At 62.9% G+C, this 20,038-nt stretch carries 17 protein-coding genes; 6 read left to right on the top strand and 11 right to left on the bottom strand.

The annotated features are described in order from the left end of the window. The first annotated feature begins 113 nt into the window (after positions 1-113). The 3 genes from ABWY06_RS24530 to ABWY06_RS24540 all read left to right on the top strand — a co-directional run bounded on the left by ABWY06_RS24530 (position 114) and on the right by ABWY06_RS24540 (position 1,787). Positions 114-392, top strand: coding sequence for a polyhydroxyalkanoic acid system family protein (locus ABWY06_RS24530; protein ID WP_353928204.1), 279 nt, complete (start codon positions 114-116; stop codon positions 390-392). Between the two features lie 107 nt (positions 393-499). Beyond that, on the top strand, positions 500-961 hold the full coding sequence (locus tag ABWY06_RS24535; RefSeq protein WP_353928205.1) for a phasin family protein: 462 nt from the start codon (positions 500-502) through the stop codon (positions 959-961). A gap of 10 nt (positions 962-971) precedes the next feature. Continuing rightward, the gene (locus ABWY06_RS24540; RefSeq protein ID WP_353928268.1) at positions 972-1,787 is read left to right on the top strand and encodes a phasin family protein; all 816 of its coding nucleotides are present in this window, start codon (positions 972-974) and stop codon (positions 1,785-1,787) included. 83 nt (positions 1,788-1,870) lie between these two features. Here ABWY06_RS24540 and ABWY06_RS24545 read toward each other — a convergent pair whose 3' ends face one another. The 10 genes from ABWY06_RS24545 to ABWY06_RS24590 form a co-directional block, all read right to left on the bottom strand. Further along, entirely contained in the window at positions 1,871-2,497 is a 627-nt protein-coding gene (locus ABWY06_RS24545; RefSeq protein ID WP_353928206.1) for a TetR/AcrR family transcriptional regulator, read from the bottom strand. Between the two features lie 73 nt (positions 2,498-2,570). Next, positions 2,571-4,250, bottom strand: coding sequence for a class II poly(R)-hydroxyalkanoic acid synthase (gene phaC, locus ABWY06_RS24550; RefSeq protein ID WP_353928207.1), 1,680 nt, complete (start codon positions 4,248-4,250; stop codon positions 2,571-2,573). Positions 4,251-4,400: 150 nt separating this feature from the next. Beyond that, on the bottom strand, positions 4,401-5,258 hold the full coding sequence (gene phaZ, locus ABWY06_RS24555; RefSeq protein ID WP_353928208.1) for a poly(3-hydroxyalkanoate) depolymerase: 858 nt from the start codon (positions 5,256-5,258) through the stop codon (positions 4,401-4,403). 199 nt (positions 5,259-5,457) lie between these two features. Then, complete coding sequence (gene phaC / locus ABWY06_RS24560; RefSeq protein WP_353928209.1) at positions 5,458-7,137, bottom strand: class II poly(R)-hydroxyalkanoic acid synthase; 1,680 nt, start codon at positions 7,135-7,137, stop codon at positions 5,458-5,460. A 306-nt stretch (positions 7,138-7,443) separates the two neighbouring features. Beyond that, complete coding sequence (locus ABWY06_RS24565; RefSeq protein ID WP_353928210.1) at positions 7,444-7,815, bottom strand: gamma-butyrobetaine hydroxylase family protein; 372 nt, start codon at positions 7,813-7,815, stop codon at positions 7,444-7,446. Between the two features lie 115 nt (positions 7,816-7,930). After that, positions 7,931-9,271 carry an ATP-dependent protease ATPase subunit HslU gene (gene hslU, locus ABWY06_RS24570; protein ID WP_353928211.1) on the bottom strand — a complete coding sequence of 447 codons (1,341 nt, stop codon included), beginning with the start codon at positions 9,269-9,271 and terminating at the stop codon, positions 7,931-7,933. A gap of 15 nt (positions 9,272-9,286) precedes the next feature. Beyond that, the gene (gene hslV, locus ABWY06_RS24575; protein WP_353928212.1) at positions 9,287-9,817 is read right to left on the bottom strand and encodes an ATP-dependent protease subunit HslV; all 531 of its coding nucleotides are present in this window, start codon (positions 9,815-9,817) and stop codon (positions 9,287-9,289) included. Positions 9,818-9,976: 159 nt separating this feature from the next. Beyond that, positions 9,977-10,654, bottom strand: a complete 678-nt coding sequence (locus tag ABWY06_RS24580; RefSeq protein WP_353928213.1) for an SPOR domain-containing protein — start codon at positions 10,652-10,654, stop codon at positions 9,977-9,979. Position 10,655: 1 nt separating this feature from the next. Then, the gene (gene argS / locus ABWY06_RS24585; protein ID WP_353928214.1) at positions 10,656-12,395 is read right to left on the bottom strand and encodes an arginine--tRNA ligase; all 1,740 of its coding nucleotides are present in this window, start codon (positions 12,393-12,395) and stop codon (positions 10,656-10,658) included. A gap of 213 nt (positions 12,396-12,608) precedes the next feature. After that, complete coding sequence (locus ABWY06_RS24590) at positions 12,609-14,822, bottom strand: primosomal protein N' (protein WP_353928215.1); 2,214 nt, start codon at positions 14,820-14,822, stop codon at positions 12,609-12,611. Between the two features lie 167 nt (positions 14,823-14,989). On the opposite strand from ABWY06_RS24590, the gene rpmE reads away from it, so the two are divergent. The 3 genes from rpmE to ABWY06_RS24605 all read left to right on the top strand — a co-directional run bounded on the left by rpmE (position 14,990) and on the right by ABWY06_RS24605 (position 17,506). Continuing rightward, positions 14,990-15,205 (top strand): 50S ribosomal protein L31, encoded by a 216-nt coding sequence (gene rpmE / locus ABWY06_RS24595; protein WP_353928216.1) that lies wholly within the window; start codon positions 14,990-14,992, stop codon positions 15,203-15,205. 26 nt (positions 15,206-15,231) lie between these two features. After that, complete coding sequence (locus tag ABWY06_RS24600) at positions 15,232-16,029, top strand: thermonuclease family protein (protein WP_353928217.1); 798 nt, start codon at positions 15,232-15,234, stop codon at positions 16,027-16,029. 208 nt (positions 16,030-16,237) lie between these two features. Next, positions 16,238-17,506, top strand: a complete 1,269-nt coding sequence (locus tag ABWY06_RS24605) for a malic enzyme-like NAD(P)-binding protein (protein ID WP_353928218.1) — start codon at positions 16,238-16,240, stop codon at positions 17,504-17,506. A gap of 85 nt (positions 17,507-17,591) precedes the next feature. Here ABWY06_RS24605 and ABWY06_RS24610 read toward each other — a convergent pair whose 3' ends face one another. Continuing rightward, positions 17,592-20,009, bottom strand: a complete 2,418-nt coding sequence (locus tag ABWY06_RS24610; protein WP_502948248.1) for a penicillin-binding protein 1A — start codon at positions 20,007-20,009, stop codon at positions 17,592-17,594. Between the last annotated feature and the right edge of the window lie 29 nt (positions 20,010-20,038).

Here is a 20,038-nt window from a genome sequence, read left to right on the forward strand (position 1 = left end):
CGGAGAAAGTGCCGGCCATTCTAATCCCCGCTGGGCGGCTTTGTCTTGGCCGCTGCCGCGGCGGTCCGGCGGGCTGGTATATAGTGGGGAAAATTCCTCTCTTGGAGCCAGCCATGGCGAAGATCGTTGTCGAACGTCCTCACACCCTGGGTCGGGAGGTGGCGCGCGCGCGCGCCGAGCAACTGGCCGAGCGCCTGGCCAGTCAGTACGACCTGCGTTATCAGTGGCAGGGAGATGTCCTGGAATTCAAACGCAAAGGCGCCGACGGCAGCATCCAGGTCGGTGACGATCAGGTGCGCGTGGAGTTGAGCCTGGGCCTGTTGTTGTCGGCGCTGGGGGGAACGATCAAGCGTGAAATTGAAAAAGGCCTCGACGAGTCGCTGCGAGGCTGAGGAGAATTTTTCCAACCTAGTATGTGGATTCTAATTTTCCTCGATACCTTGGTCCTATGCCTGCACCCGTGGGCGTTTCCTCCACCAGCGCCAATGTGAGGTCCACCATGTCCAAAGTAGCCGCAGTGAAAGCCAGCGCCGTCAAGGCGAAAAATAAAGTCCAGCGTGAAGCCAACGAAAACAAAACCAAACTGCTGAGTGAGGTCAAACACTACGGTCGGCAGATCTGGTTGGCCGGTTTGGGGGTGTACTTCAAGGCCGGTCATGAGGGCGTCGAGTACCTCAAGGAGCTGGTCAAGGCCGGTGAAGGCGTCGAGAAGCAGGGCAAGGCCCTGGTCGCCGAGCAGGTCGAAGCCGCCGGTGAAGAACTGGACGCCGTGCGCCAGAACCTGTCCAGCGTCAAGGGCAAGGTCGAGCTGCAGTTCGACAAGATCGAGCAGGCGTTCGACAGCCGGGTGGCCCGTGGTTTGAACCGTATCGGTATCCCTTCGCGCCAGGACCTGGACACACTGTCTGCTAAGCTGGACGTGCTGAATGCGATGCTCGAACGCGTCGCCAAGACTCAATAAGGAGAACGGAATGGCTGGTAAAAAGAAAGTCGAAAAAGAAAGCAGTTCCTGGATCGGCGAAGTAGAAAAATATTCCCGGCAAATCTGGCTGGCCGGTCTGGGCGCCTATTCGAAAATCAGCAAGGACGGCAACAAGCTGTTCGACAACCTGGTCCAGGACGGTGAAAAAGCCGAGACCCTGGTCAAGGGTGAAGTCGACAAGCAAGTCGATGCCGTGAAGTCCTCCGCGCAGTCGGCCAAGTCCCGTGTCGAAGAGGTCAAGGACAAGGCGCTGGGCAAGTGGAGCGAGTTGGAAGAAGCGTTCGACAAGCGTCTGAACAGTGCGATTTCCCGTCTGGGCGTACCGAGCCGCAATGAAGTGAAAGAGCTGCACGGCAAGGTTGAAACCCTGACCCGGCAGTTGGAAAAGCTCACCGGTGTCTCGGCCGCCTCGGTCAAGCCAGCGGTCAAAACTGCCGCCAAGCCCGCTGCCAAGGCAACCGTGAAACCGGCCGCCAAGGCTGCTGCCTCTGCGGCAAAAAGCGCCACTTCGTCGGTAAAGTCGGCGGTCAAATCCACAGCTAAAGCAGCGGTCAAACCGGCGGCCAAGGCAGTCGAGAAAGTGGCGGCCAAACCGGCGGTCAAGGCCGCTGCAGCCGCCAAGCCTGCGGCTAAACCCGCAGTGAAAGCGGCGGCAAAACCTGCTCCGAAAGCGGCGCCGGCCAAGCCTGCGGCGGTAAAACCCGCCGTGGCCAAGCCCAAGGCAGCGGATACCGCGGCGACCCCTGCGGCCCCGGCTACGGCCCCGGCGGCCGCTCCTGCGCCGACGCCCGCCAGCCAGTCCTGAGTTAGTCCGTACGACCCACGCCCGGCCCAGTGCCGGGCGTTTTCGTTTCTGCAGGGTTCACTTCGCCCTAGAACCCACAGGCCCTAGTCTTGATCCTCTTGCTCCAGGTAGCGTCGGGCCAGGTGCTCGGCGGTATGCCGCGGCTCTTGGGCCAGGTGCGGGGTGACCAGCATCATGACTTGGAATACGACCAGGCGGACTTCGCCGCGGCTGCCGAGGATGCGCTGGTAATCCAGGGAGAACAGCAGGGTCAGGGTGATCTGCTCCACCAGCAGGCCCAGCGCCTGGGTATCGCTGACCAGCTGGCCGTTGCTTTTGAGTTGGGCCAACAGCGTGGCCAGGGTGCGCTTGAGAGTATTGAGCCACTGACGAATGCCGCGCGCCAGCTTAGGCAAACGGCCGGACAGGTTGGACAGGTCCTGGAACAGGAAGCGGTAGTGGGCCAGGCGTTCGACGATCAGGTGCAGGAACAGCCAATAGTCCTCCACGTCCAGCCGGGCTTCCGCGGGCGGATCAAGCAGCGGCGCCAGCTCGTTCTGGAAACGCTCCAGCAATTCCATCACCAGCGGTTCCTTGCCATGGAAGTGGTAATACAGGTTGCCTGGGCTGATGCCCAGCTCGTTGGCGATCTCCAGGGTGGAGACGTTGGGTTCTCCCTGCTGATTGAACAGTATCAGGGCACACTCGAGGATGCGGTCGCGGGTTTTCATGGGCTCTTCTTGTTCTGTTCACCACGGGCGGCTGGGGACAGACCGGGCGTTGCCCGGCCAGTCGTATCAGCCGTTAACCTTCATGTACATACAGGCCGGGGGCGGGCTCCATGGGTGGATACTGCTCGCTGCCCAGCTGGGTCACGGCGTCGCGCAGCTCACCTGAGCGTTCCTGCAGCCAGCTGGTCCACAGCGTCCACCAGCTGCCCTTGACGTGTTGGGCCTGAGTGAACCAGCGCTTGGGGTCCGTGGGGAATTCATCATGAGTGAAATAGTTGGCTTTCGGGTTGCCGGGCGGGTTGAGGATGGCCTGGATATGGCCGCTGTTGGACAGCACGAACTGCCGTTTGCCGCCGAGCAGTAAGGTGGAACGATAGACCGCTTCCCAGGGGGTGATGTGATCATTGGTGCCGGCCACGGTGAAACTGTCCACTGTCACCTTGCGCAAATCGATGGGACTGTCGCACACCCGCAGTGCACCGGGTCGGCGCAGCGGGTTGTGCTTGAAAAAGTCCAACAGGTCGGCATGGAACGCCGCGGGCAGCCGAGTGCTGTCGTTGTTCCAATAGAGCACGTCGAATGCGGGCGGCTCCTTGCCCAGCAGGTAATTATTGACCCAGTAATTCCAGATCAGGTCGTTGGGTCTTAGCCAGGCAAATACCTTGGCCATGTCGCTGCCTTCGAGTACCCCGTGTTTACGGGTGCGGCGTTTGACGAAGTCCAGGGTCTTCTCGTCGGCGAACAGGGCGATGGGCGTGTCCAGTTGGCTGTCGAGCAAGCTGACGAAATAACTGGCGCTGTTGATCTTGCGCAATTGGCGTTTGCTCTGCAGGTAGCCTTGAAGCACACCGATGGTCAGGCCGGCGGAACAAACCCCGACCAGGTTGAGGTCCTTGCAGTTGTTGATGGCCAGGCAGACGTCGATGGTTTCATCGATCGCTTGGACATAGGTCGACAGGCTCCAGTCGCTGTGGCGGGCGTCGGGGTTGCGCCAGCTGATCATAAACACCGGCAGGTCATTTTTGAGCATGTGCTGGACAAAGCTCTTTTCCGGGCTGAGGTCGAACACATAGTATTTATTAATCTGCGGCGGCACGATCAGCAAGGGCCGGCTGTACTGCTTCTCGCCCTGGGGCTGGTAGTGGATCAACTCCAGCAGCTCGTTGCGATAGACGACCGATCCAGGGGTGGTGGCGATATTGCCGCCCACCTCGAAGGCCTGTTTGTCGACCTGAGCGGGCATGCCACCGTTGTGCCGCAGATCGCCGACAAAATGGCGCAAGCCGTTGAGCACGCTCGCTCCGCCACTGTTGAGCAGCTCCTTGAGTGCCAGTGGATTGAGCGGATGGTTGGACGGGGCCAGCGCGTCGCTGACCAGGGCGGCAATAAAACGTGCCCGCTCGCGGTCATCGGCATACAGGTCGCTGTCATCGATCCAGGCGTTGAGCTCTTTTTGCCAGGCCTTGTACGCCAGCAAACTGCGGCGATAGAAGGGGTTCAGTTTCCAGGTCGGATCCGCAAAGCGGGCGTCCGCAGTGGCCTCATCCTGGCTGGTGTCGCCGAGCAGGATTCGGCCCAGTTGCCCGCCAAGGGCCAGGGCATGTTTGGCGCTGTGCAACGGCCGCCGCACGCTGTGGCGGCCCAGCATGCGCAAGGTCGAGAGGAAATCCCGGCCGCGCAGGCTGACGGTTCCATTGGGGTGTACAAAAGTGGCGGGTGCGGGCGATGAGCCCGACGCGAGGGTGGTTGGCATGGGGTAAACACTCCGTTGTTAACCGTCATGGTTTGCAAACAAGCCGGCAAGGCTTGGTCCCTGGCGCGCCGGAGGTTCCTTCCAGACAGCCACGCACAGACTGGACTTGTTACACCAGGCACCTGAGTGGGTCAAGGTTTTCTCGGGGGTTCAATGACCGCGCAGGGGAGTGGGCAGCGGGTGCATGACCGCGCGTTGGCGCTCTTCCTGGAGGAACTTCATGATGATCGGTGCCACCGCCTCGGCGCGGGTGATCAGGAACAGGTGGCCGTCGTCGATCACGTGCAGCTCGGAATTGGGAATGCGCCAGGCCAACATGCGCATGTTCACCAGCGGAATCAGCGGGTCGTCGTCGCCGGCCAATACCAGGGTCGGCTGATGGATCTTGTGCAGCCAGTGGATGCTGGTCCAGCCGAGCCCGGCGAACAACTGCCAGTAGTACCCGACCTTGCCCGACGAGCGAACCTTGCTGGCGTGGGCCATGGCCAGGTTCGGGTCGCGGCGGAAGGCGCCGCCGTAGATGTCCGGGGCGATCTGTACGCCATAGGACGGCTGTACATAGCGCCGCGGACTGGCCATTAACCACAGCACCTTGGGTTTGCCCGGGAGCATGACTGCACCGGCGGAGGTGGCTGCCAGTACCAGTTTTTTACAGCGTTCGGGGTAGTCGTGGGCGAATTGCTGGGCCAGCGCCCCGCCCCAGGACACACCGATGGCATTGACCTGCCCGTAGTTCAGATAATCGAGCATGCGGGAGGCCAACTTGGCCAGCCCGGGGAACCGGTAGGGCCGGTTGGGGGTGGAGGAGCCGCCCACGCCCGGCACGTCGAAGGCGATCACCTCCAGGTCCGGGTCGAGCGCTTGCACAAAAGGAAACACCAACTCCAGGTTGGCCCCGATGCCATTGAAGATCAGCAGGGGCGTCAGGTGGTCTTTGCCTGGGCGAACGGCGGTACGGATCGTCTGTCCGTCCAGGTCGATGGTGCGAAAAACAAAAGGTAACGGCATGCGCAAAGCCCTATGGGTTTAATCGCTGGGAAAGCCGTCCAGCGCTTTTCCAGAATGGCGAAGCCGGCCTCCGGCAAGGACTTCATGGGTGCCCCTCCAGCCAGGCTGGAGGGGCGAGCGGCACTTCCCGGTGCCGCCAGCAGCGATTGCGCAGGCAGTGACCTTTTAGTTCCGTGGCGCTGGGCCGTATCGCAATCGGTTAACGTTCATGGACATAGGTCCCGGGTGCGGCTTCGGCAGCCGGGTAGGCCTTGTTGCCCAGCACGGTGGGTGCCTTTTTCAGTTTGCCAGAGCGCTCCGCTTGCCAGGCCTGCCAGTACAGCCACCAGGAATCGGCATGTTTGGTGGAGTCCTGCTGCCAGGTCTTGGGACTGGGTGGCAACTTGTCGCTGGTCATAAACCGCGCCTTGGGATTGCCCGGCGGGTTGAGGATGCTCTGAATATGCCCACTGTTGGACAGCACGAACTCAATTTTGCCGCCGAACAGCAGCGCCGACTTGTAGCAGGACTCCCACGGGGTGATGTGGTCATTGGTGCCCGCCAGGCTGAAAATGTCGCAGGTCACCTGCTTGAGGTCGATCGGCGTGCCGCAGACCTCCATGGCGTTGGCGCGGGTCAGCGGATTGGTCTTGAACAGTTCGATCAGGTCGCCATGGAAGGCCGCGGGCAAACGAGTGGTGTCGTTGTTCCAGTACAGAATGTCGAACACCGGCGGTTCGTTGCCCAGCAGGTAATTGTTGACCCAGTAGTTCCAGATCAGGTCGTTGGGACGCATCCAGGCGAACACCTTCGCCATATCCCGTCCTTCCAGTACCCCCGACTGGTAGGAGCGTCGTTTCGCCGCCTCCAGGGTCTGCTCGTCGACGAACAGCGCGACCTGGGTGTCGAGTTTGGTGTCCAGCACACTCACCAGCAGGCTCAGGGCCTTGACCTTCTGTTCGCCGATGGCGGCGTAGTGCCCCAGCAGCGCAGCGGTGGTAATGCCACCTGAGCAGGCGCCGAGCATGGTGACATCGGGGCTGCCGGTGATGGCGATAATGACGTCGATGGCTTCCTTGAGCGCCTCGATGTAGGTCGACAGGCCCCATTCGCGTTGGGCCTTGGTCGGGTTGCGCCAGCTGACGATAAAGGTTTGCAGGCCATTGCGCAGGCAGAAGCGGGCCAGGCTTTTTTCCTGGGACAGGTCGAATACGTAGAATTTATTGATCTGCGGCGGCACCACCAGCATGGGCCGCTCATGCACCTGCTCGGTCGTGGGCTTGTACTGGATCAGCTCCAGCAGGTTATTGCGAAACACCACGGCACCTTCGGTGGTGGCCAGGTTCTTGCCCACCTCGAAGGCATCCATATTGACCTGGCTGGGCATGCCACCGTTGTGCACCAAGTCTTTGGCCAGGTGGGACAGGCCGTCGAGCAGGCTTTTTCCGCCGGTTTCGAAGAAACGCTTAATCGCCGCCGGGTTGGCCATGGTGTTGGTCGGGGCCATGGCCTCGGTCAGCAGATTGATCACAAAATGTCCGCGGCTGGTGTCGACATCCGACAAACTGCTGTCCTCGACCCAGTCATGCATCTCCTTGCGCCAAGCCAGGTAGGCCTGCAGATAACGTTTATACAGCGGATTTTGGCTCCAGGCCGGGTCGACGAAACGGCGGTCGCCTTCCTCGGGCTGCAGGTCGGACTGACCGAACAGAACGCTTTTCAGTTCCAGGATAAAATGGGTGACGTGTTTGGCGCTGTGCACCGGTTGCTTGACCGCCTGGGTCAGCACCATGCGCGCCGAGGTCAGGATGTTCTTGCCGCGCAAACCAATGACAGGGTTCAGCGCCAGGGTATTTTCCGAGGCTTGGTGCTTCAGGTCTTCATTATTCTTGTTGCTCATCTACGACGCTCCATTGTCCTGAGACGAATACCGGCATGCTGCTGTGTTCGTCCACACAGGGCGAAGGGCCTAGTACTGCTCGGGGTAACCGGGTTAGCTGATTGCAGAAGTGTGCACCGGGTCATTCATTGCGCTTGGCACCGTCTATGCCAATGCAGGGAATCTGCCAGGTACTTGGTTACCCGAGTTTGTGACTTTGCGCAAGCGAGCCGAGCATTCAGCCATGCGCGCTGATGAGTATGCCCAGCAGAATTAGAATGTGCGCCCTAACCTGCAGCGGGCCTTGAGGCGCGTTATCCGTGGGTCCTAGAGCATCAACCGCACGACCGACTCGCTGGGGTCGCGGGTTTTGCCCGCCGCGTCAAGGGCTTGCAGGTAATCGGCCCAGAGTGCGTCCTGGCGTTGCGCCAGTTCGTAGAGGTAGTCCCAAGTGAACAGGCCGCTGTCGTGGCCATCGTCGAAGCACAGTTTCAGTGCATAGTTGCCGGCCGGCTCGATGCGTTCGAGAGCCACGCCGAGCTTGCCGGTCTGCAGGATCGGCTGGCCATGGCCCTGCACCTCGGCGGAGGGCGAGTGTACGCGCAGGAATTCGGCGGGCAGGCGAAACTCCTGGCCCTCGTAGGTCAATACCAGGGCCTTGGAGGCCTTGTGCAGCGTGATGGCGCTGGGGATGTGCATAAAACTAGCCTCAAGCTACAAGCTACAAGCTACAAGCTACAAGCTACAAGCTACAAGCCAAGCAGTGGGCTTTGGATCGTCTTACCGCTTGAAGCTTGCAGCTTGGCTGCTGCCATTAAAGAATATAGCGCGACAGGTCTTCGTCCTGCGCCAGCTCGCCCAGGTGGCCGTTGACATAGGCTTCATCGATCAGGATCGGCGCGCCGTCCTGCTTACCCGCCAGGTCGCCAGCGCTGAACGAGACCTCCTCCAGCAGGCGTTCGAGCAGGGTGTGCAGCCGTCGTGCGCCAATGTTTTCGGTCTTCTCATTGACCTGCCAGGCGATTTCGGCCAGGCGTTTGATGCCGTCGGCGGCGAATTCAATCCGCAGCCCCTCGGTCTTGAGCAGCTCACGGTATTGCTCGGTCAGGGATGCATGGGGCTCGGTAAGAATGCGCTCGAAGTCGTTGGGACTCAGGGCTTTGAGTTCCACCCGGATCGGCAGGCGGCCTTGCAACTCGGGCACCAGGTCGCTGGGCTTGCTCAAGTGGAACGCGCCCGAGGCGATAAACAGGATATGGTCGGTCTTGACCATGCCCAGCTTGGTGTTGACCGTGCAGCCTTCGATCAGGGGCAGCAAATCCCGTTGCACGCCCTCGCGCGAGACATCGGCCCCACCGACATTGCCGCGTTTGGCGACCTTGTCGATTTCGTCGATAAAAACGATGCCGTTCTGTTCGACCGCTTCCAGGGCGCGGGCCTTGAGCTCTTCCTCGTTGACCAGGCGCCCGGCTTCCTCGTCGCGCACCAGTTTCAGCGCGTCCTTGACCTTGAGCTTGCGGCTTTTTTTCTTGCCCTTGCCCATGTTGGAAAACAGGTTCTGCAGCTGGCTGGTCATTTCCTCCATGCCCGGGGGGGCCATGATCTCCACGCCGGCCGGGTTTTCGGCGACCTCGATCTCGATGTCCTTATCGTCCAGTTGGCCTTCGCGCAGGCGTTTACGAAACAGCTGGCGGGTGTTGCTGTCGGTGCTCGGCTGGGCTTCCTCCTGGAAGCCGCTGCGGGCGGGAGGCAGCAAGGCATCTAGGATTCGCTCCTCGGCGGCATCCTCGGCACGGTGGCGGACCTTGACGATTTCCTGCTCGCGCAGCAGCTTGATCGCCGCATCGGCCAGGTCGCGGATGATCGATTCGACATCGCGGCCGACATAACCAACCTCGGTGAACTTGGTCGCTTCCACCTTGATAAAGGGTGCGTTGGCCAGCTTGGCCAGGCGCCGGGCGATTTCAGTCTTGCCGACGCCGGTCGGGCCGATCATCAGGATATTCTTGGGCGTGACTTCGGCACGCAAATCCAGCGGCAGCTGCATGCGCCGCCAGCGGTTGCGCAAAGCGATGGCAACGGCACGTTTGGCATCGTCCTGGCCGATGATGTGACGGTTAAGTTCGTGGACGATTTCGCGGGGCGTCATGGACATAGGGATTCATCGACCTCAGACAGCGAGGTCCAGCTCCTCGATGGTCTGGTTGTGGTTGGTGAAGACGCAGATGTCGCCGGCAATATTCAGCGCGGTTTCCGCGACTTCACGGGCGGACAAGCTGGTGTGCAGCAGCAGGGCGCGCGCGGCGGCCTGGGCAAAGGGGCCGCCGGAGCCCATGGCGATCAACCCATCCTCGGGCTCGACCACGTCGCCATTGCCGGTGATGATCAGCGAGGCGTCCTTGTTGGCGACCGCCAGCATGGCTTCCAGGCGGCTCAGGGAGCGGTCGGTGCGCCAGTCCTTGGCCAGCTCGACGGCGGCGCGGACCAGATGCCCTTGGTGTTTTTCCAGCTTGCCCTCGAAACGTTCGAACAGCGTAAAGGCATCCGCCGTGGCGCCGGCGAAACCGGCCAGCACCTGGCCGTGGTAGAGGCGCCGGACTTTTTTCGCATTGCCTTTCATCACGGTATTGCCAAGGGACACCTGGCCGTCGCCGGCCATGACGACTTTGCCTTGGCGGCGCACTGAAACGATGGTGGTCAAGGGAAGGATCTCCACACGAGGGCGAAATGCCCAGATGGAGACAGATATGGGGGAGCCTGCGGCGCATTTCAACCGGTCGCGCCACCTGTTCGGATCGCGCTGTGAACCCGCCCGCGCGGTTTGCCCCCCAGGCCCGACGGCGTGGGCTTGGGGGTGCGGTCAGCGGCCCTGGCGCTGTTGTAACAGCAGGTTGCTGAAGCCGCTGCCGGCCAGCTGTTTCTGTGCCTGGCTGAGTTGCTCGCGACTGGCGAACGGGCCCACCAGCACCCGGTACCAGACTTCCTCGCGGACTTTGCCGGATTCCACTTGCACGTTTTGCCCCAGCAATATGATCTGCGCCCTGACCTTGTCCGCATCGCCCTGTTTGCGGAAGGAGCCGGCCTGGAGGAAAAACTGCGTGGTGACCGGCGCCTTGGCGATCACCACCGGGGCCGGTGGCGGTGTTTGGCCGTTGAGCGCCGCCTGGGCACGGGCGGCATCGATTTTCGCGGCCTCCTCGGGTGTCACCACCGGCGGGGTTTTTTCCGCGGCAGCGTCGGGCGGCACTATGACTTCGGACTCGGGCAGCAGGGTGTAGAAATCGTACTTGGGTTTGACCGGTTGGGTCGGCGACGGCGTCGTGGGCTTGTCTGGCACTTGGCTGGTCGTAGGGCGCGGGGTATCGAGCCGCGGGCGCTTGACGTCGTCGCGGCCGGGTTCGAGTTTCATCAGGAAGACCACGAAGGCGCCGATCGCCAGGCCGGCGACCAGCCACACCCAGCCGGGCACCGATTGCCGTTGTGCGGCCTGGTAGCGGCTGGCGCCGCGCTTGGCGGCGGGTTTCTTCGCGGCGGCCATCTTACATGCGCTCCAGGGTTTCCAGACCCAGCAGCTCCAGGCCTTGCTTGAGGGTGCGTCCGGTCAGCGCGGCCAGACGCAACCTGCTTTGTTGCTGTTCGGCTCGCTCCGCCGTCAGGATCGGGCAGTGTTCGTAGAAGCTGGAGAACAGTCCCGCCACTTCGTAGAGGTAGGTGCACAGGCTGTGGGGTGTGCCTTTTTCCGCGACGTTGTTCAGCACCTCGGCGAACTGCGCCAGTTTGGTCGCCAGTTCCTGTTCCTGCGGTGCCTGCAGCTCGATCTGGCCGGCCAGCTCGGTGTAGGTCTTGCCCAGTTTGCGGAACACGCTGGCCACCCGGGTGTAGGCGTACAGCAGGTAGGGCGCGGTGTTGCCCTCGAAGCTCAACATCTGCTCGAAGTTAAAGCTGTAATCGCTGGTGCGGTGTTTGGACAGGTCGGCGTATTTCACCGAGCCGATGCCCACCACCCTGGCGATATTGCGCAGTTCGGCGTCGTCGAGCTGCGGATTCTTTGCCTTGACCAGGTCATAGGCACGCTGCTCGGCCTCGTCGAGCAGGTCGATCAGCTTGACCGTGCCGCCATCGCGGGTCTTGAACGGTCGCCCGTCGGCTCCGTTCATGGTGCCAAAGCCCATGTGCTCGAGCTGCAGACCGTCGTGCACGAAGCCGGCGCGACGGGCCACCTCGAACACCTGCTGGAAATGCAGGGCCTGGCGCTGGTCGACAAAGTACAGCACGCGGTCGGCGTGCAGGGTCTGACTGCGGTAGCGCATGGCGGCCAGGTCGGTGGTGGCGTACAGGTAGCCGCCACCGGCTTTTTGCACGATGACCGGCAACGGTTCGCCGTCGGCGTTTTTGTAGGCCTCGAGAAATACGCACTGAGCGCCGTTGCTTTCGACCAGCAGACCGGCTGTTTGCAGGTCGCTTACCACCTGCGCCAGGTCGTCGTTGTAGGCGCTTTCGCCCTTGACGTCGGCCGGACTCAGTCGGACATTCAGGCGCTCATAGGCGGCCTGGCAATGGGACAGCGAGATGGCGTTGAAACGGTTCCACAGGCGCAGGCATTCTGGCGCTCCCGCCTGCAGTTGCACCACCAGGGCGCGGGCGCGGTCGGCGAAATCGCTGGACTCGTCGAAGCGCCGTTTGGCCGCGCGGTAGAACACTTCCAGGTCGGCGAGTTCGGTTTCGCTGGTCTCCGGGTTTTCCTGCAGGTAAGCCAGCAGCATGCCGAACTGGGTACCCCAGTCACCCACATGGTTTTGCCGGATCACCGTGTCGCCGAGAAACTCCAGTACCCGCGCCACGCTGTCGCCGATGATGGTCGAGCGCAGGTGGCCGACGTGCATTTCCTTGGCCAGGTTCGGCGAAGACAGGTCGACCACCACCCGCTGCGGCGGGCCGGCCTTGCGTACGCCCAGGTCCGCCTCGCCCAGGGCGGCATCGAGGCGACCGGCCAGGGCGGCGCTGTTCTGGTAGAAATTGAGGAAGCCGGGGCCGGCGATCTCGACCTTGCTGACCTGCGGATCGCTCGGCAGGGCGGCGATCAGTTTTTCGGCCAGCTCGCGTGGCTTCAGCGCCGCCGGCTTGGCCAGCATCAGGGCGATGTTGCTGGCGAAGTCCCCATGGCTCTTGTCCTTGGTGTTCTCGACTTGAATGGCCGGGGTCAGGCCGTCGGGCAACAGGCCGTCCTCGACGAGGCGGGTCAGGGCGTGCTGGATCAACTGGCGGATGCGGTCTTTCATGGTCTGCTCGTTCGGCCCTTCGGGCGGCGCCGCCTGGGCGCGGGTTGAAAACTGCGTATTATCAGCGCCCTTCGGGCGCCGCTTCAAGCGGCAAGGGTAAAGGGCTGTTAATAAGTGGCGGCAAGCGCCAAGGAACCGCCGGTGGCTGATGGGCTATCGCACAGCGCCCGAGCCTTGCCGCTTGCCTGTGGCTTAACGCTTGCGGCTGCTCCCCTAATACAGATCGATCGGGTCCACATCCAGCGACCAGCGCACCTGTCGTGCGCCCGGAAGGCGCTCGAGGATCGGCAGCCAGGCGCCGAGCAGGCGGTGCAGCGGGGCGCGCGCATTGGCTTGCAACAGCAATTGCGCGCGATAACGCCCGGCGCGGCGCTCCATGGGGGCCGGGACTGGCCCCAGCAGTTCGATGCCGCTTAGGGCGAAAGTGCCCAGCAGGTGCTCGGCCTCGCCACAGGCGTCGTCGAGGAATGCCTCGGCCTGGCCCGGCCGATGGGCTTCGGCGCGCAACAACGCCAGGTGGCAGAAGGGCGGCAGTCCCGCCGCGCGACGCTCGCTCAAGGCCTGCTCGGCAAAGGCGAAGTACCCCTGTTCGGTCAACTGGATCAGCAGCGGGTGATCGGCCAGGTGCGTCTGGATAATGACCCGTCCTGGTTCCTCTTCGCGGCCGGCGCGGCCGGCCACCTGGACGATCAACTGGGCCATGCGTTCGCTGGCGCGAAAGTCCGCGGAAAACAGGCCGCCATCGGCATCGAGGATGGCGACCAGGGTCACTCGCGGGAAGTGATGGCCCTTGGCGAGCATTTGCGTGCCGACCAGGATGCAGGGTTCGCCGCGCTGGATGGTGTTGAACAGGGTGGTCATGGCCTCCTTGCGTGAGGTGCTGTCGCGATCGACCCGCAGCACCGGGTACTCGGGGAACAGGATTTCCAGGCGTTCTTCGGCGCGCTCGGTGCCCGCCCCCACGGGGCGCAGGTCGACCTTGCCGCACTGCGGGCACTGGTGGGGTCGACGTTCGGCGTGGCCGCAATGGTGGCAGCGCAGCTCCGCGGAGCGTTGATGCACCGTCATGCGCGCATCGCAGCGCGGGCACTCGGACAACCAGCCGCAGTCGTGGCAGAGCAGGGTGGGCGCGAACCCCCGGCGATTGAGAAACACCAGCACCTGCTGCCCGGCCGCCAGCGTCTGGCCGATGGCCTGTTGCATGGGGCCGGAAATGCCGCTGTCCAGTGGCCGACTCTTGATGTCCAGGCGCAGGAAGCGCGGCTGCTGGGCGCCCCCGGCACGCTGGGTCAGGCGTAGCATGGCGAAGCGGCCGGCATGGGCGTTTTGCAGGCTTTCCAGGGACGGTGTGGCCGAGCCCAGCACGATCGGGATGTTCTCTTGGCGCGCGCGCACCAAGGCCAGGTCGCGGGCGTGATAGCGCAGGCCTTCCTGCTGTTTGTAGGAGGCGTCATGTTCCTCGTCGATAATGATCAGGCCCGGGCATTTCATCGGGGTGAACAGCGCCGAGCGGGTGCCGATAATGATGTCGGCCTCGCCGTCGCGGGCCGCCAGCCAGGCATCCAGGCGCTCACGGTCATTGACCGCCGAGTGCAGCAGGGCGATGCGGGCGTTGAAGCGGCGCTCGAAACGCGCCAGGGTTTGCGGCCCCAGGTTGATCTCGGGAATCAGCACCAGTGCCTGTTTGCCCGCTTCCAGGGTCTGGCGAATCAGTTGCAGGTAGACCTCGGTCTTGCCGCTGCCCGTGACGCCGGCCAGCAAAAAGGCCTTGAACTCACCGAAGCCGGAGCAGATCGCCTCGGTGGCGGCGCGTTGCTCGGGGTTGAGCGGCAGCTCCGGCTGGGCGAGCCACTTGGCGTGCCGCTCGGCCACGGCATGGCGACGCACCTCGATTTGCAGCAGGCCCTTTTCCCGCAGCAATTCCAGGCTGTCCCTGTTGAGTTGCAACTGGCCGAGCAGCTTGTGGGCCACGCCGTGGGGGTGTTGCGCGATGGTCCGCAGGGCCTCGCGCTGGCGCGGTGCCCTGGCCAGGCGTGGGTCGTCCAGGCGCGCGCCCTCGCTCAGGTGCCAGAAGCGCTCCTGGCGGGCTTCGGCCGGCTCGCCTTGACGCAGCAGCACCGGCAGTGCCCAGCTCAGGGTGTCGCCCAGGCTGTGCTGGTAATATTGGGCGGTCCATAGGCACAGCTTGAACAGGGGGGCTGGCAGCGGCGATTGTGGGTCGAGCAATTCCAGCGCCGGCTTGAGTTTATCGAGGGGTACCTCGCTCTCGCTGCACACCTCGATCAGGATGCCAATCACTTCGCGGGATCCGAACGGTACGCGCAGGCGCATCCCGGGTTGCCAGGCGACATTTGCCGTGCCGGCCGGGGCGCGGTAGTCGAACAGCCGGCGCAGCGGCGAGGGCAGGGCGAGGCGCAGGATGGGCACGCGAGAACTCCGCAGATGGGAGGCCGAGCTTAACACGGCCCCCTGCGACGATCGGCATGCCGCGCGCCTTGCATCACGGTAGGGCTCTGGTATTATCCGCGGCCTAATTCCGTGCGGTACTCGATAATAATGTCGGGTGGCGGCACGGCAGCCCCGAGGAATACGCCATGAAAGCTGATATCCATCCGACGTACGAAGCCATCACCGCGACCTGCAGCTGTGGCAACGTGATCCAGACCCGTTCCACCCTGGGCAAGCCAATGAGCCTGGACGTGTGCAACGAATGCCACCCCTTCTACACCGGCAAGCAAAAAGTGCTGGACGTGGGCGGTCGTGTCGACAAGTTCAAGCAGCGTTTCGGCGTGTTCGGTTCCAAGGCGTAAGCGACTCCGTCGCTTCGCCAGGCCCGATGGGCTGCAGCGTGCTGTTGAAAAAGGCGTCCCTGGTGGGCGCCTTTTTTGTGTCTGTGGTGGTGACGCCGGCCGTGGCGTTCTGTCCGCTCGCCGTCGAGTTGCCGCAGGTTGACGTGCGGCGGGTGGTGGACGGCGACACCCTGGTGCTGGTCGATGGTCGCAAGGTGCGGCTGATTGGGCTCAATACCCCCGAGCTGGCCCATGACGGGCGTTCGGCCGAGGTGGGTGCCGACGCCGCCCAGCGGCGCCTGCAGGCGCTGGTCGAGGCCGGCGGTGGGCGTGTAGGGGTTCGGCTCGGCGATCAGGCCAGGGACCGTCATGGGCGCACCCTGGCCCATGCCTATGGTGTCGATGGGCGGAATCTGGAGGCCCAGCTGCTGGCCGAGGGTCTTGGTTGGCTGGTGGCGGTGGCGCCCAACGGAGCGCTGGTCGAGTGCCAGCAGGCCGCGGAGCGCCAGGCACGCGCGGCGCGGCTGGGGGTGTGGCGACAGGCGTCGGTGCAAACGCCCGAGCGACTCGAGAAAAGTGGTTTTGCCCTGCTGAGGGCGCGCGTCGCGCGGGTCGAGCGCAATCGTGGTGGTCTGTGGATCGAGTTGCAGGGTGGTCTGACGGCGCGCATCGAGCCGGCCTTGCTGGGGCTTTTCGAGCCCGAGCAGATTAGCACCTGGGTCGGGAGGCGTGTCGAGGTGCGCGGTTGGGTGGTCGATCGTGGGCGACGTGGTGGCCTTAAGTCGGGCCAGGCCCGCTGGCTACTGCCCCTGACGCATCCGGCCATGCTCGAACTCCTGCCCTGAGGGTGCGTGCTGTGCGGCGTGCGGGTCGATCAGAAAAAAACCGCCGTCGCGCCAGCGCCCGCAGCTGCTTAGCGCTACGCTGGATTGGCTTAAAGTCGTATGCCAGGCGGCTTGACAGGGCTGACTGCCCAGTCTTGTGAGCCTTCGGCATCTTGCGTATCCTCGGCCGCCAGTCTGTTCCACAGTCCAAAAAAGCGGAAATGCCACCATGTCTGATCTGAAAACCGCCGCTCTCGAGTACCACGCCCATCCTCGTCCGGGGAAACTCAGTGTGGAACTCACCAAGCCCACCGCGACCGCTCGCGACCTGTCCCTGGCCTACAGTCCGGGTGTCGCCGAGCCGGTGCGTGAAATCGCGCGTGATCCTGAGCTGGCGTACAAGTACACCGGTAAGGGCAATCTGGTGGCGGTCATTTCCGATGGCACGGCAATTCTCGGTCTGGGAAACCTGGGTCCCCTGGCGTCCAAGCCGGTGATGGAAGGCAAGGGCGTGTTGTTCAAGCGTTTTGCCGGGATCGATGTGTTCGATATCGAGGTTGACTCGGAAAGCCCTCAGGCCTTTATCGACACGGTCAAGCGCATTTCCATCACCTTTGGCGGCATCAACCTGGAAGACATCAAGGCGCCTGAGTGCTTCGAGATCGAACGGGCGCTGATCGAGCAATGCGATATTCCGGTGTTCCACGACGACCAGCACGGAACCGCGATCGTGACTGCAGCCGGCATGCTCAATGCCCTGGAAATCGCCGGCAAGACCCTGCCGCAAGCCAGGATCGTCTGCCTTGGCGCTGGCGCGGCCGCCATCTCCTGCATGAAATTGCTGGTCAGCATGGGGGCCAAGGTCGAAAACATCTTTATGCTCGACCGCAAGGGCGTGATCCATGCCGGTCGCGACGACCTGAACCAGTACAAGGCCGTGTTCGCCCACGAAACGGACAAGCGGACCATGGCTGACGCCCTGGAAGGCGCCGACGTGTTTGTCGGCCTCTCCGGCGCCAATCTGCTGGACCCGGTGGATCTCCAGCGCATGGCGCCGTCGCCCATCGTGTTCGCGTGTTCCAACCCTGATCCGGAAATTGCCCCGGCCTTGGCTCATGCCACCCGCGACGATGTGATCATGGCGACCGGCCGGTCGGATTACCCGAATCAAGTGAACAATGTATTGGGTTTCCCGTTTATCTTCCGTGGCGCGCTGGATGTGCGGGCGACCCGGATCAACGAGGAGATGAAAATCGCTGCGGCCTTGGCGCTGCGTGATCTGGCCAAGTTGCCGGTGCCGCAGGAGGTGTGTGACGCCTACGGCGGTATCGAATTGTCCTTCGGTCGTGAGTACATCATTCCCAAGCCGTTGGATGCGCGCCTGATCACGGTGATCTCGGATGCCGTGGCCAAGGCCGCGATCGAGACGGGTGTGGCCACCTTGCCCTATCCCAAGCACTATCCGCTGAAGTCGGTGGACGAGGTCTTCAACGGCTGAATCCTGCCGCTGCTTGCATAAAAAACCCCGCGTCTGCGGGGTTTTTTATGCGATTTACCCGGCCTTGCGACCGGGGGGAGTTGGCTTAGAACAGGTCGATCGGCGCGCTTTCGTCCGCGGGTAGCGGGCTGCCCGGAATGCCGAAGCCGGGCTCCAGCTCGCTCATGGGCGGAGGCGTGTCTTCGCTCTTGAACAGCTCGAAATAGGCGTCCGGCGTTCCAGGCGAGGCGGCCCGTCCGCTCAGGGGGTCGATGCGCAAGGTCAGCAGCCCGGCCGGCTCGGCTGGTGCGTGGCTCGGTTTGTCCTTGAGTGCGATGCCCATGAAGGTCATCCAGATGGGCAGCGCCACGGTGCCGCCATACTCCGTACGGCCCAGGCTCTCGGGTTGATCGAAGCCCGCCCAGACGGTGGTGACATAGTCGGCGTTATAGCCGGAAAACCAGCTGTCCTTGGATTCGTTGGTGGTGCCAGTCTTGCCAGCCAGGTCGTCGCGGCCCAGGGCCATGGCGCGGCGGCCGGTGCCGCGCTTGATCACGTCTTGCAGCATGCTGGTCATGATATAGGCAGTGCGTTCGTCGATGATGCGCTCAGCTACGGCAGGGGGGGCGGTGGTTACGCCGTTGTCGCTGGTGACGACGACAGGCTCAGGACTTTCGGCGGGTTTCGCCGCTTCCTTGCCGGGCACGCTGGGCGGGTTGGCAGTAAACAGTGGTTTGCCTTCGCGACTGTCGATGCGCGAGATCAGGTACGGCTGCACCTTATGCCCGCCATTGGCGAAGACTACCCAGCCGCCCGCCACTTCCAGCGGGGTCAGGTTGGCGGTGCCCAGTGCCAGTGACAGGTTGGGCGGCAGGTCCTGTTTGTTAAAGCCAAAGCGGCTGACGTAGTCCAGGGTGTACTCGATGCCGATGGCCTGCAGCAGGCGGATCGAGACCAGATTGCGAGACTTGTACAGGGCTTCGCGCAGGCGGATAGGACCGAGGAATGTGTTGTTGTCGTTCTTCGGGCGCCAGACCTTGTCCAGGTACTCGTCGACGAACACGATGGGCGCGTCGTTAACCAGGGTGGCGGCGGTATAGCCCTTGTCCAGCGCGGCGCTGTAGACGAAGGGCTTGAAGCTGGAGCCAGGTTGACGTTTGGCTTGGAGGGCGCGGTTGTAATTGCTTTGCTCGAACGAGAAGCCGCCCACCAACGCCCGAATCGCGCCGTTCTGAGGGTCCAGCGACACCAGTGCGCTCTGCGCAGCGGGAATCTGCGAGAGTTGCAGGCTGCCTTCGGTCGTATGCTGGACCCGTACCACGTCGCCTATCGCCAGCACGTCGCTGGGTTGCTTCGGGCGCGGACCGAGGCTGTTGGTGTTTAGGAAGGGGCGTGCCCATTTCATGCTGTCCCAGGGTAGCGGTGCTTCCTGTCCGTCACGGGTCAGTACCATGGCGCCACTTTTCTCGACCTGGATGACCACGGCTGGATCGAGGCCGTTCATGCCCTTGAACTTGGCCAGCTCGAGGAGCCAGGCTTCCCTGGTCATGCCTGGGAGGCGGGATTCCGGGCCGCGATAGCCGTGGCGTTGATCGTAGGCCAGCAAGCCCTCCTTTAACGCCTGGTTAGCCGCTTGTTGAAGATCGCTGGGGACCGTGGTGGTGACGTGGAAGCCTTCGGTGTACGCCTCGCTGCCATAGCGGCCGACCATCTCGGCGCGCGCCATTTCGGCGATGTAGGGCGCATCTAGCTCGGGCGTCGGCACGTGATAACTGACGTTCACTGGCTCATCCACGGCCGCCTGGTAGCGTGCCTGATCGATACGCCCAAGCTTGTGCATGCGTCCGAGGATCCAGTCGCGGCGTTCCTGGGCGCGGGTCGGATTAATCAGGGGATTGAAGCGGGAAGGCGCCTTGGGCAGGCCGGCGATCATCGCCAGCTGGGCCAGGCTCAGCTCGCGAATGGATTTGCCGTAATAAACCTGGGAGGCCGCCTCGATACCGTACGCTCGGTTGCCGAGGTAGATTTTGTTCACGTACAGTTCGAGGATCTCATCCTTGCTGAGCTCGCGTTCGATCTGCAACGCCAGTAGGATCTCGCTGATCTTGCGCGAGAAGCTGCGCTCACTGCTGAGGAAGAAGTTCTTCGCCACCTGCATGGTGATGGTGCTGCCGCCGGACTGAATCTGCCCGCTTTTCAATAATTGCGTGGCAGCGCGCATCAGGCTGCTGAGGTCGACGCCATAATGGTTGGCGAAATTGTCATCCTCGGCTGCGAGGAGGGCGAGGATGAAATCCTTGGGAATATCGGCGAATTTGATCGGCGAGCGGCGCATCTCGCCAAACTCGGCGATCAGCTTGGCATCGCTGCTGTAGACTCGCAGGGGGATCTGCAGCTGGATGCGGCGCAGCGACTCGACGGACGGAAGGCCGGGGCTAAGATAGAGGAAGGTGCCGCTGAAACTGAGCATCAGCCCACAAAAAACGGCAACGCAGGACCACCAGAAAAACTTCAGCAGGCGCATCAAGATTCGTGGATTTCCAGGTAAAAGAA

Origin of the sequence: Pseudomonas sp. (assembly GCF_040514055.1) — a bacterium.
GTDB lineage: Bacteria > Pseudomonadota > Gammaproteobacteria > Pseudomonadales > Pseudomonadaceae > Aquipseudomonas.

Coding starts and splice junctions, on each gene's coding strand:
- ABWY06_RS24565 (WP_353928210.1), bottom strand. CDS start 7,815: ATGCACATCCCCAGCGCCATCACGCTGCACAAGGCCTCCAAGGCCCTG.
- ABWY06_RS24605 (WP_353928218.1), top strand. CDS start 16,238: ATGTCTGATCTGAAAACCGCCGCTCTCGAGTACCACGCCCATCCTCGT.
- phaC (WP_353928207.1), bottom strand. CDS start 4,250: ATGCCAACCACCCTCGCGTCGGGCTCATCGCCCGCACCCGCCACTTTT.
- hslU (WP_353928211.1), bottom strand. CDS start 9,271: ATGTCCATGACGCCCCGCGAAATCGTCCACGAACTTAACCGTCACATC.
- argS (WP_353928214.1), bottom strand. CDS start 12,395: ATGAAAGACCGCATCCGCCAGTTGATCCAGCACGCCCTGACCCGCCTC.
- ABWY06_RS24610 (WP_502948248.1), bottom strand. CDS start 20,009: ATGCGCCTGCTGAAGTTTTTCTGGTGGTCCTGCGTTGCCGTTTTTTGT.
- ABWY06_RS24535 (WP_353928205.1), top strand. CDS start 500: ATGTCCAAAGTAGCCGCAGTGAAAGCCAGCGCCGTCAAGGCGAAAAAT.
- phaZ (WP_353928208.1), bottom strand. CDS start 5,258: ATGCCGTTACCTTTTGTTTTTCGCACCATCGACCTGGACGGACAGACG.
- ABWY06_RS24600 (WP_353928217.1), top strand. CDS start 15,232: ATGGGCTGCAGCGTGCTGTTGAAAAAGGCGTCCCTGGTGGGCGCCTTT.
- ABWY06_RS24580 (WP_353928213.1), bottom strand. CDS start 10,654: ATGGCCGCCGCGAAGAAACCCGCCGCCAAGCGCGGCGCCAGCCGCTAC.
- rpmE (WP_353928216.1), top strand. CDS start 14,990: ATGAAAGCTGATATCCATCCGACGTACGAAGCCATCACCGCGACCTGC.
- ABWY06_RS24545 (WP_353928206.1), bottom strand. CDS start 2,497: ATGAAAACCCGCGACCGCATCCTCGAGTGTGCCCTGATACTGTTCAAT.
- ABWY06_RS24530 (WP_353928204.1), top strand. CDS start 114: ATGGCGAAGATCGTTGTCGAACGTCCTCACACCCTGGGTCGGGAGGTG.
- phaC (WP_353928209.1), bottom strand. CDS start 7,137: ATGAGCAACAAGAATAATGAAGACCTGAAGCACCAAGCCTCGGAAAAT.
- ABWY06_RS24540 (WP_353928268.1), top strand. CDS start 972: ATGGCTGGTAAAAAGAAAGTCGAAAAAGAAAGCAGTTCCTGGATCGGC.